Genomic DNA, 19,138 nt, shown 5'->3' with positions numbered 1-19,138 from the left:
CAATTGAAGATCTTGCTCAATTAATATTCGATTTAAAGAATGCAAACAGGGCTGCAAGAATAAGTGTAAAACTGGTTTCAAAAGCCGGAGTTGGTACTATAGCCGCAGGTGTGGTTAAAGCAAAAGCCGATGCAGTTTTGATTTCTGGTCACGATGGAGGAACAGGGGCCTCGCCGGTTACTTCAATCAAACATGCCGGTCTGCCTTGGGAACTTGGATTGGCAGAAACCCATCAAACACTGGTAAAAAATAAATTGCGCAGCCGTGTAGTAGTACAAACCGACGGTCAATTAAAAACTGGTAGAGATATAGCGATTGCCACATTGTTAGGTGCTGAAGAGTGGGGTGTTGCAACAGCAGCACTGATTGTTGAAGGTTGCATTATGATGCGTAAATGCCATTTAAATACCTGCCCGGTAGGTGTTGCGACACAAGATCCGGAATTGAGAAAACGCTTTACCGGCGATGCTGAGCACGTTGTTAATTTTTTCAAGTTCATGACGCAGGAATTGAGAGAGATTATGGCTGAGCTAGGCTTTAGAACTATCGAAGAAATGGTAGGCCAGGTAGATTGCCTTGAGCAAAAGTCCGACGTGAAGCATTGGAAATACGGGAAACTGGATTTGTCGAAGATTTTGTACAAAGAACCTGCTAGTGCCGAAACAGGTTTGTTCAACCAGGAAGAGCAGGATCATGGAATGCAGGATTTATTAGATTGGAAGTTATTGGAAGCGGCACAGCCTGCATTGCAGAATGGTCAAAAAGTGTTTTCTTCTTATAAAATAAGAAATACTGATCGTACAGTTGGAACCATAGTTTCTAACGAGATATCAAAGATCTATCAATCAAAAGGCCTTCCTGAAGATAGTATTCACTTCAAGTTTACAGGGACTGCCGGCCAAAGCTTCGGTGCATTTAATGCAAATGGAGTTACACTTGAACTTGAAGGCGACGCAAATGACCACTTCGGAAAAGGTTTGTCAGGAGCTAAACTGGTTGTTTACCCTTCTGCTCAGGCCAACTTTATTCCTGAAGACAACATCATCATCGGAAACGTAGCTTTTTATGGTGCGACTTCGGGCACTGCATACATTAGGGGGAAAGCCGGTGAGAGATTTGGGGTTAGAAACTCGGGTGTTCATGCAGTTGTTGAAGGTGTAGGCGACCATGGATGCGAGTACATGACCGGTGGACGCGTAGTGGTGTTAGGAGATACAGGTAGAAACTTTGCAGCCGGTATGAGTGGCGGTATTGCCTATATCTATGACGTGAAAGGAACCTTCTCAACGCTTTGCAACAAAGAAATGGTAGACCTTGATGCCGTAACCGAAGAGGATTACTCAGAACTAAAGGAAATGATCTACAATCATCTGAAATACACGAATAGCAGGGTGGCGCGCTTTGTATTAGATGACTTTGAAAATCAGTTAAAGAACTTTGTTAAAGTGTTTCCGAAAGATTATAAAAAAGCACTTGCAGATGCACAACACAAGCAAGTTGAAAAAGTAGAAAACAATAATGTTTAAGGGAGACGTAAATCGAAGGAAACGTTAATCGCCGAAAAGTACCGCTTAAGAGGTTTGCCCTAGCGACTAGCGATACTAAACCAGGGATTAAGAAGAAAAGTTCAGATTACGACAAACCAGCGATTAACGAAAAGTTGACGATTAACGCTTCAAACGTACAAGGGTGCGACGCAAGAAAAGCTGAAGCAAGTTGAAATGTTCGCTACAAAAAAATATATCAGTAAATAAAAGATATGGGAAAGCCAACAGGATTTTTAGAGTTCACAAGAGAGCTTCCGAAGAAAAGGCCGGTGGAAGAAAGGTTGCACGATTATGATGAATTCGTTCACTTATATGAGGAGGAGAGGCTAAACAACCAGGCAGCCCGTTGTATGGATTGCGGCATTCCATTTTGTCACAATGGATGTCCGGTCGGTAATTTGATTCCTGATTTTAATGATGCTATCTACCGCAAAAGCTGGAAAGAGGCATATGAAATTCTTTCTGCCACCAATAACTTTCCTGAATTTACCGGTAGAATTTGTCCGGCACCCTGCGAGAGTTCATGTGTATTAGGTATAAATCAGCCGGCAGTTACAATTGAAGAAATAGAAAAGCATGTAATTGAAATTGCTTTTCAAAAAGGCTATGTGCAGCCGTTTAAAGGAATTGTGAGAACTGGCAAAAAAGTAGCGGTTGTTGGTTCAGGTCCTGCAGGTTTAGCGGCTGCGGCGCAGTTGAACTATGCTGGTCATACCGTTACAGTTTACGAAAGAGACGATAGCCCTGGAGGTTTGCTACGTTACGGCATACCCGATTTTAAGTTGGAAAAATGGGTTGTGGAAAGACGTTTGAAGATAATGGAAGAAGAAGGCGTAACGTTTAAGTGTAATGCCGAAGTAGGTGTAAACATTAGCATGAACGACCTTTTGAGAAATAATCATGCAATTGTTTTAGCGGGTGGATCTACAATTCCAAGAGATTTAAAAATTCCTGGAAGAGATTTAAATGGGGTTGCTTTTGCAATGGACTTCTTAAAGCAACAAAATAAAAGAGTTAGCAATAAGCCAGCTATAAATGAGTTGATCGCCACCGAAAAAAATGTAGTTGTAATAGGCGGCGGAGATACAGGAAGTGATTGCGTTGGTACTTCTAATCGTCACGGAGCCAATTCAGTTACCCAGTTTGAATTAATGCCGATGCCACCGGCTTCAAGAACTCCTTTTATGCCATGGCCAACTTATCCAATGGTTTTAAAAACGACATCTTCACATGAAGAGGGGGCAGCGCGTCAATGGGCAGTTTCGACCAAGGAATTTATTGGTGACGAAAATGGCAACTTAAAAGCATTGAAAATAGTTGACCTTGAATGGAAATTAACACCAGACGGAAGGCCAGCTCAATTTGTAGAGATAGCAGGAAGCGAGAGAGAAATTCCATGCGAATTGGCACTGCTAGCCATGGGCTTTTTACATCCTCAACATGCAGGTTTAATTAGTGAATTGGGTGTTGAATTAGATGAAAGGGGAAATGTAAAGGCAAACGAAAAGATGTATCAGACTAACATTCAAAAAGTATTTTCAGCCGGAGACATGAGACGTGGACAATCTTTAGTTGTTTGGGCGATAGCAGAGGGCCGGGAGTGTGCAGCAAAAGTGGATGAATTTCTTGCTGGAAGCTAAGGAAGAAGGGTAAGAAGATAGATAAAATGTAAATAAGAAAAAGGAGCAGCCATAAAACTGCTCCTTTTTATATTACTTCAAGTCCGGAATTATATTATGTTTAAAAATATATATGATATTTTAAGGCATAATACTAAAAAATAAGACGCTGTGGGTTACTTTTTCGTTTTTTTTGCATTATTTTACTGAATGAATGAAGGAATTTAAATTATTTCATCAAAAAAACTGTTTTTCTATATGCAATCAAACACATTAAAAAAAGTTACACCTTTTCTGCTTTTATCTTTAGTTGCTATAGGGGCAATCTTTATCCCTTCTCTTCCCAGCTTTGCTGATGGAGGAAAATACAACAGTGCAGACATTGCATGGATAATTGTAGCAACCTGCATGGTTTTCATTATGACGCCGGCCCTGGCCTTTTTTTATGGTGGAATGGTGCATCGTAAAAATGTATTGTCCACAATGATGAAGAGTATAGCTGCAGCCGGAGTAGTAAGTATTCTATGGGTGGTAGTAGGATTTAGCCTTTGTTTCGGTGATACTGTTGGAGGTTTCATTGGTAACCCAACTACTTTCTTCTTTTTCAAAGGTGTCGCTTCTGGTGCTCCCTGGTCTTTAGCTCCAACTATTCCTTTTCTCCTTTTTTCTCTGTTTCAATTGATGTTCGCTATTATCACTCCTGGTTTGGTGGTTGGTGCAGTTGCAGAAAGAATAAAATTTACTTCTTACATTTTATTTATCGCTCTTTTCAGCTTGTTAGTGTATGCTCCAATAGCTCATTGGACGTGGCACCCTGAAGGATTTCTCTTTAAAATGGGTGTTCTTGATTTCGCCGGCGGAACGGTGGTTCATATTTCTGCTGGTTGTGCGGCATTAGCTGGTGCTTTGGTTTTAAAGCGTCGCCAGGTTCACCTTGATCACAAAGAAATTCCACCTGCTAATATTCCTTATGTTTTAATTGGTACTGGTTTGCTTTGGTTTGGATGGTTTGGTTTTAATGCGGGTTCAGCTTTGGGTGCAAATTCCCTTGCTGTTTCTGCCTTTGCTACAACCAATACAGCTGCTGCCGCTGCAGGTCTCTCATGGATGTTTTTTGATGCCCTTCGTGGTAAAAAGCCTTCAGTACTTGGTTTCTGTATTGGTGCAGTTGTAGGCCTTGTTGCCATTACTCCCGGCGCAGGTTATGTTGCCATTCCTCAAAGTATCTTTATCGGGTTTTTCGCCGCCATTATTTCAAACATCGCCGTTTATTACAAGCAGAAATCGCGCTTAGACGATACATTAGATGTTTTTCCCTGCCATGGTGTAGGTGGAATGGTTGGTATGGTAATGACAGGTATTTTCGCTACCACCACTGTTAATAGCGCAGGTGCTAACGGACTGTTATACGGAAACGCCGCATTCTTATTTACGCAGTTAAAAGCGCTGGTAATTGTTGTTGCTTACAGTTTCATCGTTTCTTATGCAATTTTCAAGTTCATAAATTTCGTACTCCCCATGAGAGTTAGTTCAGAAGAGGAAGAGTTAGGCCTTGATGCTAGCCAACATGATGAAAAATACATGCAGGGCACTTTGCTGGTACACGATAATGGTATATTGAAAGAGGAAATGGTACAGGAATAATTTCTTCTGCCTTGAACTTGAAATAGATAGAGTTTTTATGGGACCGGGCAGTATTACTTCTACAGGTCACTGTTGCGTCGCACACTTGTACGTTTAGCAACAGATGCAACAAAAAAGATGTTTACCTTCTTAAAAAGATGATAATGCATAGTAAGCACGTGAGATTAATGTAAAATAAGGTACGGCTTTACTAAAAGCTTCGCCAAAAGCTTTTAAGCCGTACCCTTCTTTAATACTAAAAACCAAAACAATGTTACAAAAATTTTTGCTAACGAGCCTTACTTTGGCCTCGGTTACGGGTGGCTACTCCCAAGATTCTGTAAAAGTCTCAGCATTTAAATGGTCCGCTTCTGTCGATGGCTATTACCGGTTTAACTTCAACGAGCCGAAAGTGGCAGCTTTCAATAATTACACAAGCTTTACCAATAGCCAAAATTCGTTCGAGTTAGGTATGGCTTCAATAAAAGCTGAACATACTGTAGGTAAAGTCGGGTTCGTGGCCGACCTGGGTTTTGGCAGAAGAGCAGAAGAGTTTTCTTACAATGACACCCGAACGCTACAGGTTATAAAGCAGGCTTTTGTTACTTATGCTCCTTCTTCGCATGTAAAATTTACAATGGGTAAATGGGCAACTCATGTTGGCTACGAACTCGTAGATGCTGTAGGCAACAAAAACTATAGCATGTCGTACATGTTCACAAACGGTCCATTCTTTCATACCGGGCTTAGGACCGATTTTACATTTGGCAAAACAGGTTTTATGATTGGTCTTGCCAATCCAACCGACTATACCACTACCACATCAAATACAAAAACGCTGATAGCCCAATTTAGCACCGGTACTAAAAACGACAAATTAAGGGCTTATTTAAACTATCAGGGATATTCAGGAGCAAAAAGATCAATGCCGGGAGCGTCAAAACTGAACCAGTTTGACTTGGTTGTCACAGGTACTGTTAGCCCTAAATTTAGTGTTGGTTATAATGGAACGATTCAAACCGTAAAGGACGAAGACGCAAGACTAAGTAAAAAATGGTGGGGTTCTGCTCTTTACCTTAATTATGACCCAACTACGGTTTTCGGCCTTACCCTGAGAAATGAATATTTTAGCGACGAAAAATACGGTTTAAAAACAATCGGTGGTGGAGCAAATATTTTTGCTTCTACACTTTCGGGAAATATCAAATTAGACAATTTCAGAATTATTCCTGAATTCAGACTAGATAATGCTTCCAGAAGCATTTTTACTAAAAGCAATGGATCTGCCTCTAAAGGCACTTCAAGTTTCTTGTTAGCTGCTGTATACAGTTTTTAAGCATCATTTAGGATTTCTTCTTTCCTACGATCCTTTCAGAAACTCATTATTTGAAACGTTAAGAGTATTATTGCTCTTAATGTTTCATCATGACTAAAGAACAAACTAACCTTCTATGTTGATGAAGGGTTATAGTTTGTAATCGTAATGGAGTCTAAAATTTTTATCGGGTGATCATGAGATAGTGTCGAAAGTTCGGGAAAGTAATATTGCGGTGTATTTTTTTTATGTCGTTTCTTACAATGGGTCAATTGGTAGAAGCAAAAAGAGGTCGCCGTAAGGCAACCTCTTAATTATTAAAATAGCTGAAATTATAATTGATAACTAAATAACAGCAGACTTAACTGTTTTGATAATTACAGCAGCTACTTTATAAGGATCTGCCGCTGAGTTAGGACGACGATCTTCCAGGTATCCTTTCCAACCTCTTTCTACGGTGGCTAAAGGTATACGGATGGATGCTCCACGGTCAGAAATACCGTAAGAGAAATCGAGAATGGAAGCAGTTTCGTGCTTGCCGGTAAGGCGTAGATGATTATCGGCTCCGTAAACATCAATGTGCTCTTTCACAACAGGACGGAAAGCCTCACATATTTTTTCGTAAGTTTCTTTGCTGCCGCAAGTTCTTAAAACATCGTTTGAGAAGTTTGCATGCATGCCAGACCCGTTCCAGTCTAAAGCGCCTAGTGGTTTACAATGCCAATTAATTGATACTCCGTATTTCTCACCTATTCTTTCAAGTAGGTATCGTGCGATCCAAATTTCGTCACCCGCTTGTTTTGCACCCTTTGCAAATATTTGAAACTCCCACTGGCCCGCAGCTACTTCAGCATTGATGCCTTCTACATTTAAACCGGCTTCAATACAAGCATCCAGGTGTTCTTCAACAATATGTCTTCCATAAGAATTGTTAGCGCCTACAGAGCAGTAATAAGGCCCTTGAGGAGCAGGGTAGCCACCAACAGGAAAGCCAAGAGGTCTGTTAGTATCGCGGTTCCACAAGAAATATTCTTGCTCAAATCCAAACCAAAAATCATTATCGTCATCTTGTATAAGCGCACGACCATTGCTTGGGTGAGGAACTCCACCTGCAGATAAAACTTCACACATAACCAGGAAGGCATTTTTCCGCTGCGGGTCTTTTACAACATAAACGGGTTTCAATACGCAATCAGAAGAACCACCTGGTGCCTGTTCAGTAGAAGAACCATCAAAAGACCAGTTTGGCAAATCTTCAAGCTTACCACTAAAATCTTTTTCGATCTTAGTTTTGCTTCGAAGGCTTTGGGTGGGCTTATAACCGTCAAGCCAGATGTACTCGAGTTTTACTAACGACATAAACAATTTAAGTTATAAATTTTAAATTTTTAAACGATACTGAGGCAAATTTAATTAAAATAAAAGAAAAAGGATTTTTTTTTACAATTACTGACCTTAATTTTCGATTAAGGTGAATAACTTAAACGTATATTGTAAATTGTAATATATATCGTAATTTATTGCAGTTCTCTAAATTCTTCATTCAATATTGCTCTGCTTTCTACCTGTTTTTTTAGCATTATTACACAAACGGCGAAAGGAAGGCGGGCTGAATGGAAACTTATAAGTAGAAGTGAGTGACACAACAATGTTGGGGAATGACAAAAAGATGGCGACCGAAAAATTGTATTAGCCTTTAGGTAGTGTAACTACTGCTAGTCAATAATAGACCGGCAAATAAAATCAGGAATAATGCCTGAAGCATTAATTTGTTGTTGTGCATTTTCTTCGCTGGTATTTCCAGAAAGGACAAGAGTAGTTTTAATGCCAAACTTGTTACCGCCTAAAATGTCGGTGTTCAAATTATCGCCTACCATTAAAATTTCTTTCTTGGTAAATGGTCCTAACCGTTGCTTTAACCTATTGTAAGTATAGGTGAACATTTGCGTGTCAGGTTTGCCAAAATGAATAAACTTTTTATTCAGCATACTCTCAACCAGGCGGGCAATACCGCCGGTGGCAACTGCTACATCGTTTTTAGAAACCGGGTACAATTTGTCGGAATTAGCAACAATAATTGGTATGTTTTTGCGTCGTAGCAGGTTTACAGTCTTATTAATTTCTGTATTCCAATCAAATCCCTCGTCATCTAAAAAGACAAAAGCGGAAATGTCTCTGACATCGTTAAGGTCAACATCTTTAACGGCGATATGCTCCAAACCTGATTGAAGAATATAGTGAGCAGAATTTTCTGTACCTAGATATGCGATTTTTCCTTCGGTTACTTTATGCTGCAAAAAGTGCTTCGCCATCATTCCCGATGTAATTACTTCGTGGGTTTCAAAACCATGTAACCCCTGTTTTGCAAAACTCTGAATTTGTTGCTCCTGGCTTCGCGACGCGTCGTTGGTAAGTATTCGGATTGCAATGCCTTTTTCTCTCAACTTCACAATTGTATTCTGTACACCATCAATTAATCCTTTGTAATTTTTTAAAACGCCATAAGAGTCTAAAAAGACGGCTCTGAATTTTTCAGCAAGGGGCAAAAACGGTTGTATTTCCATGGGTTAGTTGGTTAGATATTTAAAGCTTTTAAAATAATGTCTGCATTAAATTCTTTTTCAACAGAAGGCAGGTAAATTTCGTAAGCTTCTTTCTGTAGTTTAATTGCAAATAATTCGTGAAAAAAGAAACGGCCGTCTTTGATAACGTAGTTTAAAATAAAGAAGCGGTAAGCTTCCTTTAAAAACCGGATTTCTGCTTCTTTCAGTGGGTAGACCTGGTGGTATGCTTTAAGGAAAATTAAAAAGCGTTCTTCCATTAAAGGGCCTATATAATAACTAAAAGCTGTGCGATCACCCACATTAGAAACAACGCGACTTAAAAAATAAAAGTCAAGCATGCGCGATCCCATTCTAAACCAATCATAATCCCAACGGGAAAATAACCGGAGGGAAGATGTAACAGAAAAGTTGCCGATGTTCCAGTCAACAAAAACTGGAATTTTATCAAAATCAGGCGATTTGAGTATGTTGGTATTTTCGAAAAATATTTCTGACTGCTCTTTAATTTCGTCCAGGTGCATGCGGTGTTCAAACCGGCCCTCTTCCGTTTCAATAATCTGCAACAAATGGTCAATGTCGGTCTTCAGCGTTTTAGAAGACGGCGGAAGCGTATTGCGGGTATTATGACAAGCCTTATGAAACAGTGCCAGCTGTACAGCCAGTTTTATAATCTGGCTTTCGTCCAATCGCTTCGGCAATCTTTTCTTAATTGCGATTGGCCTGTAAAAAACTACCCAGGCGTCTAAAATCTCATTCTTATAACGATAAACAAACAAGTTTTTTCCTTTTGCAAGGGCGCGGGCGAGAAAATTTTCAAATGGGGCTGGCAGGTTGTTAGACAAAGTGTCTATGATGCTATGATCTTCAACAAAATGTTCAAACATGCCGAAGTAAGACATTTTAGCAATGATAAAATTACCATCGGTAAAAGTTACCCTGTACACATGATTGGTAGATACTTTGGCGCTTATGTCAACTATCCGAATTATTTCGCGTGTGCTGTCATACGCTTTCCACGCTTCTTCAATTATGGCAGTAAAATCTATAAAAGGCATATCAGTAAATAATTGTGATACCTCATCTTCCTTCTAATACAGGAGAAGGAAGATGAGTACTTTAGAATATACTCAAACGTTGTCTCGTCCACATCAACTGTTGTTCTCTCTTCTCCCTTTAAGGTTTGGGTTTTAAATAATTTCAAAGTAACGCTTCAATTCCCAATCGGTAACCTTTTGTGTAAACTGTTTCCATTCCCATTCTCTTGTTTTTGTAAAATGGTCAACGAAGCCTGCTCCGAATAATTTGGTTGCGATATCTGATGCTTTCATTGCATCTGTGGCTTCTTTTAATGTTTTGGGAAATTTGTGGTTTGATTGATTCGCGTATTCATTTCCTTTTGTCGGCACAATATCAAGTGAAAGGTTGTTTTCAATTCCATATAGGCCCGATGCCAGACTTGCCGCAAGCGAAAGATATGGATTTGCATCAGCACCCGGCACTCTTGTTTCAAGCCGCATTGAGTTGTGGCTATGGTTGATGACACGCAAAGCGGTAGTCCTGTTCTCGATTCCCCAACTGACCGATGTGGAAGCCCAGGCACCTTCAACATATCTTTTATAACTATTTACCGTAGGTGCATACATGGGCAAAATATGAGGCAGACAATACAACTGACCTGCTATATATTGCTTAAGCAATTTGCTCATCTTGTTTTCCTCATTCTCCTCATAAAACATGTTTGTATTCTTTTCTGCGTCCCACAAGCTTTGGTGAATATGCCCGCTACAGCCAGGAAATTCACTACTCCACTTAGCCATAAAACAAGCCATTAGATGATGACTTGAGGCAATTTCTTTAACCGAAGATTTTAACAACACTGCCCGGTCTGCTGCTTCAAGAATATCGGTATAATCAATTGCAGCTTCACATACCCCATCGCCGGTTTCGGTGTGCAAACCTTCAATTGGAATATTGAATTGCTTAAGTAGGTCGAAAAGATCGTTGTAGAATGCTTTGTTCTGTGATAAACGAAGTATAGAATAACCGAACATGCCTGTAGTAAACGGCTGTGGGTTGAAATAGTTTTTGTCTTTAAGGGTTTGAGAAGTTTCTTTAAAATTGAACCATTCAAATTCTTTTGCAAACTGGGGGTTAAAGCCTTTATCAATGCATTGTTGCCGAACCCGTTTTAGCAGTGTACGTGGACAGGCAGCGCTAACATGTTTAGAGTTACGGAAATCAGCAAGAAAAAAAGGAATATTATCATTCCAGGGAATGGTGCGGTAAGTATCAACATCTATAGATGCTATTGAGTCTGGGTAACCCGTGTGCCAGCCACTCACACTTGTATTATCATAAACAGCATCGTTTATATCCCAACCGAAAACCACGTTGCAAAAACCCAATCCTTCCTCTAATCCTTTCAGCAGCTTTGCTTTGCTAATGATTTTGCCTCTTAAAACCCCATCTATATCTGTTACCGCAAATTTTATTTTATCTGTTTCCAGATTTTCGATTCTTTGTTTCCAATCCTTTTCATCTGGCATAGGGACTCCTGGTCTTGGGTTTTAATTTCATTGATAGTAGAAGTAAAGGTCATAGTAATTTTTGAATTGTATCTCTAAAAATCGAAAATCTGTACAGCAAACTTTTAAACGATTAGATAGGAGTGAAGACAAATTTGTCTTTAGAAAAAATACGGTGAGGTGTTAAAAGTAAAAACACCGGCAAGGGCTGCCGGTGTTTTGGTTGCATCTTTTATAATGGAAAGAAACAAAAAGATATTTTGATAAATCTAAACCGGTTCAACCGTTTCAGACTTTTCTTTTTGTATTTCTGACCCTTCATCTTCTTCAACTTCAGTGTTTATAGTGTCAGCCTCTTCAACCATAGTGTCCACGGTATCGGCCTCTTCATTTTCATTCACGCTTCCGTCAGCAGAAACGACCGTTTTTCCAATCTCTGTCTCCAGGGGTTGCTTGTTTTCTTCAATTTCTGCGTTTAGAACAATATTCGATTTTCCTGTCTGGTCCTCGGTTTTTGCAGGTGTCACTTCTTCCTTCGCAATTGGATTGACAGGAGTGGCAGCGCTTTTGCTCAATTGGCCCTCTGCTAATTCTTTTGTCGCATCCTCTTCTTTACCTGTTTTGTCGTATTTCTTCTGATTGTCTCTTAATTCTGCCAGTGCGTTTTGCATTTGTTGTATCCAACCATCCAGCTCGCTCTGCAGCACCTGTTCGGTGTGATCAACAAGCGAATCGATATTTTTTTGCGCGGCCTGTTCTTCAGCGGATAAAGCGTTCCACCAGCCTTTTACATTTGAAAGGTCGGTTGACGACTGGTTATACTTCATTAACGTTCGCTCTGTTTGCGTATATCCAAGGTATGTTACAAATGCAGCTACTAATGCTGTAGTCACAGCAATCCATACTTCAAGGCCAATCGCTGCAAGAAAACTTCCGAGGCCGCCTATAATAAAAGTAAGCCAATACAGTAGGTTTAGCTGCCTTTCAAGCTTTATCGACCTTTTTCTGTAGAACTCGGCCTGGTCTGTTAGCCGGATATCAATGTAGCGGTCGGGAACGAGATAGCTGAAACCGTCATCTTTAGCATCTCCCTCTCCGGAGAATATTTCTGAAGGCAACGTCTTGTCTTTTTCGTCCCTGTTATAAGGCTTTAGCGATGAGGAGTTGACCTCGGTTCGCATAGTTCTTCTCGTAATGTCTTCAATGCGTTGCGCAAGCTGTTGTTCGGGCTTTCGATTGTAGTACATTGACCTGGTGCGATATCGAAAAATTTCACGTTTTATAGACTCTGCCCCTGCCCGAAGCAGCAGCGACTTAGACCCTTGCTTAAAGCGGTTGGCCGCAGTAACCAATACAGTAAGTAAGATTGGGATAAAAATTAAGAAGTAATGCAGGCCCCACCAGAAATACGATCCTCTCTTCCACAATTCGTCTGCAGAAACCAGGTTGCTTGCTGTGCCGGTATCCTGCGGAGCAAATACTTGCTGGTATATTACGAGGAATGTACTGAACACTCCAAAGAACAAAATGCTCAGCTGCATATTGTTGAACTTCTTTTGTTGCAGATTGGCATTATGATCATAAAAGGCAAAAGTTTCCCACGCCTGCATCAATACATTGTCAATACCAAGTTCGCGGATAATAAGTCGTTCAATGCCTTTAACCGGAATAGACAAATCATGAAAGTGTAATTCGCCGTCTGCAATAATTTCGGCGATTACAGGCTCTTCTTTTAAAGGGTCCTTTCTTTCATATGCCGCAACAATTTCGTCTGCAAATCCTCCACTTCCTTTAATAATTATAACAGGAAGATTTTGACGAACGGCGCGCAACACTTCCTTCCTGGCAATTGGTCCTCCGGCTAACAATACTGCAATGGCAGGAACTTTATTGCTCTTTGTTTTTGCCGAACTGTGTTTTTTATTATTTATCTCTTCCTGCGTTTTTGGGGTCGAAAGCTCTTGAGCCACCTTAAACATTGTTGAAGTTTCACTGCCTCTCTTTTCTCCTTCAACAAGGATGAAATGCGAGTGGTTCGACTCTAGCACCGACCAGTCCGGGGTGCCATTTACGTCTTTTACGATACCTTTAGGAGCAACTCCTATCAAAGATGTTTTATATCCACGTGCGGCCACACCTTCGCCCATCATGGCTATTATACCTTTGTCTGATCCTGAATCGATGATAACTGCAGAAGCCTCCACTGCTGCCCTGGCTATTCCAAGTCCAAACAATTGGGCAACCTTATTAGACTCACTTACCTCCAGCTCATCTGCTCCTCCTAAAATCAGGATGACTTTTTTGAAAGGGATGATGTTTTCAAATTTGGTAACTATATCTGCAGTGGTTGTATCACTGCCTGGCAAAACAACGAGCGCGCTGTTGCCATTATCAAACTTGATTTTTTGCACTTCAATGGCATCGGTACTCATATAATTGATTTTCTTGTAAGTGGCATTTTAAATCGTCTGGTTAACTTAAACATTAATCGCCGTTATTGCAAGCGTGGCCCGATTTAAAAGGTAAGTTGTACTGATAAGGTTATACCAATAAACAAGCGGATTGTGAGTATGAATTGTTGAATGAAGACATGCAAGTACAAGTGAGTGACACAACGATGCTTAAACAGTGTTACTATTGCCCAAAAAAAACAAGAAATAGTTTTTTACTATCTTACGCCGAAAATAGAATGTTTTAATGCACCTAGAAGTTCAAATTATTTCTCCAAAACCGCCAGGTATTTCATTATGTCTTTTACCTGTTATAACTATTATTACCCAAACCCTTTAGGGGTCGTACGTTATCATATTAACACAGGGCCTTCAGCTGTAATTAAGCCCCCTGGGTTTACTTCACTTACAAATTATTTATTTTAAAAACAATCTTGATGCAAGTATTGAAATTTGGTGGCAGTTCTGTAGCAAATGCAGAAAACATCGAAAAAGTTGTAACCATAATACAGCAAAAGTCAACAGAAGAGAAAACAATTGTTGTTGTATCAGCACTGGGGGGAATGACAGATCTGCTATTGGAATGTGGAGCACTTGCTTCGATGGGCGACGAGGGGTATAAAGATAAATTACACGTTGCCGAAGCAAGACACATGGAAACAGTGAAAGCGCTTGTGCCGGTCATTCAGCAAAGCCGCATACTAAGTCATGTAAAGACACAGTGCAACGAACTGGAGGATATTTGTAACGGAATATTTTTATTGAAGGAATTATCTGCCGCAACCAAAGATAGAATTGTGAGTTATGGAGAGTTGCTGTCATCGCACATTATTGTGGCAAGGCTTGCATCGTTAAACCTGGATGTTGAATGGAAAGATGCGAGGGAACTGATAAGAACCAATAATAATCACACAAATGCAACGGTAAATTTTTCAGCTTCGAACGAATTGATTGCTGCTTATTTTAAAGAGAGCAATCATATTGTAACTGTACTTCCGGGCTTTATCGCTTTTGACGAAAATCGTAAAACTACCACATTAGGCAGAGGGGGCTCTGATTATACATCTGCTATTATTGCTGCTGCTGTAGACGCAAAAATGCTTGAGATATGGACAGATGTATCGGGCATGATGACTGCTGATCCCAGGCTTGTTCCGACTGCTAAAGCTATTCCTCGTATTTCTTACCAGGAAGCGATGGAGTTGTCTCACTTTGGAGCCAAGGTTATTTATCCTCCTACCATTCAGCCTGTGATGAAAAAGGAAATCCCGGTTTGCATAAAAAACACATTTGCTCCTGCTGATGAAGGAACGCTTATTGAAAGCAACCGTAGCAGCAATGGCAAAAACATAAGGGGCATTTCAAGCGTAAACGAAATCGTGTTGCTAAGTCTCGAAGGAAGCGGTATGGTAGGTATACCGGGTTTCTCAAAAAGATTATTTGAGGCACTTGCACAGGAAAAGATTAATGTTATTCTCATCACCCAGGGATCGTCTGAACATTCTATTTGTGTAGGCATCGATCAGCAAAATTCGTCTCGGGCCAAACAGGCTATCGACAGCACTTTTTCACATGAAATTGAAACCGGAAAAGTTGAGCCACTGTCTATAGAAACGGGATTGTCAATTATTGCTTTGGTCGGTGACAATATGAAAAATCACACTGGTATCAGCGGTAAAATGTTTGGCGCATTAGGTCGTAATGGAGTTAATGTACGCGCTATCGCACAAGGATCTTCAGAAAGAAATATTTCAACGGTTATTTCGAGAAACGATGTAAAAAAGGCGATTAACGTTTTACACGAAGAATTCTTTGAAACCAGCTACAAACAACTTCACTTATTTGTAACAGGAGTCGGAAATGTTGGAAGCAAACTGCTTGCCCAAATATATCAACAGCAGGCCTATTTGCAGGAGCACCTGAGGATGCAGATAAAAGTAGTTGGTATAGCAAACAGCAAGAAAATGGTGTTTATTGATGAAGGGGTTGACCTGTTGAACTGGAAAGAACAGCTGCAACAAGGCGTGCAAATGAATATCAGGGAATTCATTGAAACCATCCACTCGAAAAACCTTCGAAACTCCGTCTTTGCAGACGTAACTGCTAATGACGAAATTGCTCATTCTTACGATACTCTTTTACAACGCAGCGTATCTATTGTTGCCTGCAATAAAATTGCTTGTTCCGCCCCGTATGAATACTATAGAAAATTGAAGGATCTGGCCAAGGAGTACAATGCGCAATTTTTCTTTGAGACAAACGTTGGTGCAGGCCTACCCGTAATCGGAACCTTAAACGACCTGTTAAGAAGCGGCGATCAGATAAACCGTATTGAAGCGGTTTTAAGCGGTACGCTGAATTATGTATTTAATAATTACGATGGTTCGAAAACTTTTGCAGAAGTAGTTCAGGACGCGCAAGACGAGGGATACACCGAACCTGATCCCCGGCTGGATTTAAGTGGTACAGATGTAATGCGCAAGATTATGATTTTGGCCAGGGAGGCAGGGGAACAATTAGAAATGGAAGATATAACCAACAAATCTTTTATGCCGCCCTCCTGCATGCAGGGAAGTGTGGCAGATTTTTATGCCGAAATGAAAAAACACGAAACACATTTTGCCGGCTTGTACCAAGAGGCCAACAATGCCGGTAACAAGTTAAAGTTTGTAGCGTCGTATAACAATGGTAAGGCCTCTGTTGGTTTACAACAGATCCCGCCGCAGCACGATTTATATCACCTGTACGGGAAAGACAACGTTGTGCTGTTTTATACCAATCGCTACGTTGAACAGCCATTGGTTGTAAAAGGTGCGGGTGCCGGGGCCGAGGTAACAGCCTCTGGTGTCTTTGCGGATATTATACGAGCCGGAAGATAAATAGCGCCGGATTTACACTCATTCAAAAAAATCCCTGTCTATCGTAAACAGGGATTTTTTTTTGTTTTACAAGAAGCAGAGCCGGGCTCAACATTGTTGTGTCACTCACTTGTACTTTTAATAATTATTTCAGCACCTGGTTCATTTGCAAAAACGCTGTTTTTAGCTACCTTATTGCAGCTCTTTCGCTAACACGGCCGCATCTAGTTTAATGCTATATACTTTCTTGTTATTTGTAAAAAAACCATAAACAACATCGGTGTCTTTGCTTTTTAGCTTTCTTACACTCCAAAGCTTTACCGGTTGTGCTGCAAAGTCTGAGCTCACTTTTTCACCTTTTGCGTTTACATGTTCAATGTATTTAAAGGAACCATCATCCCTTGATCCTAATCCAATCTTTATTTGTTGCCCTTTTGTAAATACCTGCCCTGACGTTGCTTTATAAGTGCTGTCATTAATCATTTGACTAAATCCAAACGCAGGTAAAATCAATAATATTATAGCTGTAAGTTTTTTCATTTTAATGTTTATGGGTGATTTTATAACACGGCCTTACCTTTTCAAAAATGCTATTATTTTCACACAAAAAGAATGAATGTGAGTCGTTGTTAATATAAAAAAGGCATCTGTTTTGTTATTCACTACGGGATGTCGTGTCTTACTCTCACAGGTAAATCGTTCTTATCAGCGGCTTCAGCCGTTGCATCAATCAAACTTATTAATTCCTTTTTGCAATTATTAAAATGATTGTAAATTGAATGTATGCTTAGGAAAAAACAATGGCCTCGGTTAGAATTTAACGAGTGGAAGGAGACACTCTATACCGTACAATTATGGACACAAATTGTTGGTAAAATCAGGCTTCGTAATTTACCCTGGCTCAATCACTCCTGGCATGTAACCTTATATGTTTCTCCCGCCGGGCTTACTACCGGCAGCATCCCATACAGTAATGGTTTGTTCCAGATTGATTTTGATTTTGTCAATCATCAACTTATTATACAAAGTGGTAAAGAGGAGAATATAATTATAAAGCTATATGCAAGAACTGTAGCAAGTTTTTATAAAGAAGTAATGCAAAGCCTCGAAGCAGCAGGCATTGAAACTACCATTCATGCAAAGCCAAATGAAGTAGATCCGGCCATACCTTTTGAGAAGGATGAAGTACATTGTTCATACAATCCTGACCAGGTAAACAATTTTTGGCGAGTCCTTGTTAACATTCATAATGTCTTTACCACGTTTCGCGCCGGCTTCACCGGCAAGTGTAGTCCTGTACATTTCTTCTGGGGAAGCTTCGATCTTGCAGTAACTCGTTTCTCCGGTAAACCTGCGCCTGCGCACCCCGGTGGTGCTCCTAATGTGCCAGTAAGAGTAATGCAGGAAGCTTACTCGCATGAGTTAAGTTCCTGCGGTTTCTGGCCTGGGAATGAACAGGTTTCGGAAGCCATTTTTTATGCCTACTGTTATCCCTCTAATGCAGACTTCAGTAAACAAGAGATAATGCCAGGTGAGGGTTACTTTAATGAGCAACTGGCTGAATTTGTATTACCGTATGAAGCTGTGAGGCGATCAGCAGATCCCGAAAAAAAACTATTACAATTTCTGCAGAGCACTTATGAAGCCGCAGCAAATACAGCTGGTTGGGATCGGCAATCGCTAGAGTGCGACCTGTCTTGGTACCAGAGTCCTATTACTCCTTATAAAAATTAATTGCATTTGCCTGTGCGGTGCAGGTAACTACAAGGTCATTGATACAGACGTGTGAAGGAAGTGACACACAATACCAGGCAATATCTGCGATATCCTGGGCATATAAAGGGGTAAAACCTTCATAGGTCTGCTTTGCTTTATCGGCATCACCTTTATAACGAACTAAAGAAAACTCAGTATCAGCAGCACCGGGGTGTAGTGCTGTAACTTTAATTTTGTGAGAAAGAAGATCGATACGTAAAGACTTGCTGATAGCATCTACAGCATATTTACTTGCGCAATACACATTGCCACTTTCATATACCTCCTTACCCGCTACAGAACCAATGTTGATAATATGTCCCGCATTTTTTGCGATCATGTATGGTACAACGGCCTTAGTTACATACAATAACCCTTTTACATTTGTATCAATCATCGTGTCCCAATCGTGAATACTTCCTTTGTCAAATGTATCACGGCCAAGAGCAAGGCCGGCATTGTTAACTAATACATCTATGTCCTTCCATTCATCTGGTAGGTTGCCCAGGTTTTGCTTTACCTCGTCGTTGTGCCGTACATCAAAAACAAGGCTTAGTACACGTACCGAAAATTTTTCTCTCAACTCATCAGCAATAGCATGAAGCTTATCAGCACGACGACCTGTAATAATACAGTTCCAACTACCCGATGCAAATTTTTCAGCGATAGCTTTTCCAAATCCCGAAGTTACCCCTGTTATTAGTACAATTTTATGCATGGCACGAAGGTAATAACGAGGAGGCAAATGAAAAATTGAAAACCAATTGCTTGGCTTGTACATAACATAGATTCATCTTACCCTGATAATTTCAGTTCTATAGGTTGTTTCAATATGGTTACAATTACTTAACACGCACTTTAATGTAGTTTTAAGAACAAGGC

The 19,138-nt window shown here is 40.3% G+C and carries 13 protein-coding genes; 6 read left to right on the top strand and 7 right to left on the bottom strand.

From position 1 onward, the window contains the following. The 4 genes from JWR87_RS17055 to JWR87_RS17040 form a co-directional block, all read left to right on the top strand. A partial coding sequence (locus JWR87_RS17055) for a glutamate synthase-related protein (RefSeq protein ID WP_297822405.1) occupies positions 1-1,526 on the top strand: 1,526 nt, incomplete at its 5' end. Positions 1,527-1,759: 233 nt separating this feature from the next. Further along, positions 1,760-3,187 carry a glutamate synthase subunit beta gene (locus JWR87_RS17050; protein WP_297822403.1) on the top strand — a complete coding sequence of 476 codons (1,428 nt, stop codon included), beginning with the start codon at positions 1,760-1,762 and terminating at the stop codon, positions 3,185-3,187. 237 nt (positions 3,188-3,424) lie between these two features. Continuing rightward, positions 3,425-4,810: an ammonium transporter gene (locus tag JWR87_RS17045; protein ID WP_297822401.1), complete on the top strand. Its 1,386-nt coding sequence runs from the start codon at positions 3,425-3,427 to the stop codon at positions 4,808-4,810. Positions 4,811-5,060: 250 nt separating this feature from the next. Continuing rightward, on the top strand, positions 5,061-6,125 hold the full coding sequence (locus JWR87_RS17040; RefSeq protein ID WP_297822399.1) for an outer membrane beta-barrel protein: 1,065 nt from the start codon (positions 5,061-5,063) through the stop codon (positions 6,123-6,125). Positions 6,126-6,449: 324 nt separating this feature from the next. Here the strand turns inward: JWR87_RS17040 and JWR87_RS17035 are convergent, their stop codons facing one another. From JWR87_RS17035 to JWR87_RS17015, 5 genes are all read right to left on the bottom strand, one after another. Further along, complete coding sequence (locus JWR87_RS17035; RefSeq protein WP_297822397.1) at positions 6,450-7,463, bottom strand: glutamine synthetase beta-grasp domain-containing protein; 1,014 nt, start codon at positions 7,461-7,463, stop codon at positions 6,450-6,452. 356 nt (positions 7,464-7,819) lie between these two features. Next, a complete protein-coding gene (locus JWR87_RS17030; RefSeq protein ID WP_297822395.1) occupies positions 7,820-8,668 on the bottom strand; it encodes an HAD-IIA family hydrolase in 849 nt (282 codons plus the stop codon). Positions 8,669-8,679: 11 nt separating this feature from the next. Continuing rightward, entirely contained in the window at positions 8,680-9,723 is a 1,044-nt protein-coding gene (locus tag JWR87_RS17025) for a hypothetical protein (RefSeq protein ID WP_297822393.1), read from the bottom strand. A gap of 132 nt (positions 9,724-9,855) precedes the next feature. Continuing rightward, the gene (locus tag JWR87_RS17020; RefSeq protein WP_297822391.1) at positions 9,856-11,214 is read right to left on the bottom strand and encodes a glutamine synthetase family protein; all 1,359 of its coding nucleotides are present in this window, start codon (positions 11,212-11,214) and stop codon (positions 9,856-9,858) included. 248 nt (positions 11,215-11,462) lie between these two features. Continuing rightward, positions 11,463-13,625, bottom strand: a complete 2,163-nt coding sequence (locus JWR87_RS17015) for an SLATT domain-containing protein (RefSeq protein ID WP_297822389.1) — start codon at positions 13,623-13,625, stop codon at positions 11,463-11,465. Positions 13,626-14,080: 455 nt separating this feature from the next. Here JWR87_RS17015 and thrA point away from each other — a divergent pair, with 455 nt between their 5' ends. After that, positions 14,081-16,522, top strand: coding sequence for a bifunctional aspartate kinase/homoserine dehydrogenase I (gene thrA, locus JWR87_RS17010; protein WP_297822387.1), 2,442 nt, complete (start codon positions 14,081-14,083; stop codon positions 16,520-16,522). Positions 16,523-16,693: 171 nt separating this feature from the next. Here thrA and JWR87_RS17005 read toward each other — a convergent pair whose 3' ends face one another. After that, positions 16,694-17,041, bottom strand: coding sequence for a hypothetical protein (locus JWR87_RS17005; RefSeq protein WP_297822384.1), 348 nt, complete (start codon positions 17,039-17,041; stop codon positions 16,694-16,696). 243 nt (positions 17,042-17,284) lie between these two features. Between JWR87_RS17005 and JWR87_RS17000 the strand changes: the two genes are divergently transcribed. Next, a complete protein-coding gene (locus JWR87_RS17000; protein ID WP_297822382.1) occupies positions 17,285-18,235 on the top strand; it encodes a DUF5996 family protein in 951 nt (316 codons plus the stop codon). Here JWR87_RS17000 and JWR87_RS16995 read toward each other — a convergent pair. Beyond that, positions 18,216-18,974 carry an SDR family NAD(P)-dependent oxidoreductase gene (locus JWR87_RS16995; RefSeq protein ID WP_297822380.1) on the bottom strand — a complete coding sequence of 253 codons (759 nt, stop codon included), beginning with the start codon at positions 18,972-18,974 and terminating at the stop codon, positions 18,216-18,218. The two genes, JWR87_RS17000 and JWR87_RS16995, sit on opposite strands and share 20 nt — an antisense overlap. Positions 18,975-19,138 lie beyond the last annotated feature (164 nt).

Origin of the sequence: Segetibacter sp. (genome assembly GCF_025963695.1) — a bacterium.
Taxonomy (GTDB): Bacteria; Bacteroidota; Bacteroidia; order Chitinophagales; family Chitinophagaceae; genus Segetibacter.
Note: the sequence above shows the minus strand (reverse complement) of the source record. Positions and strands in the feature narration are given on the sequence as shown.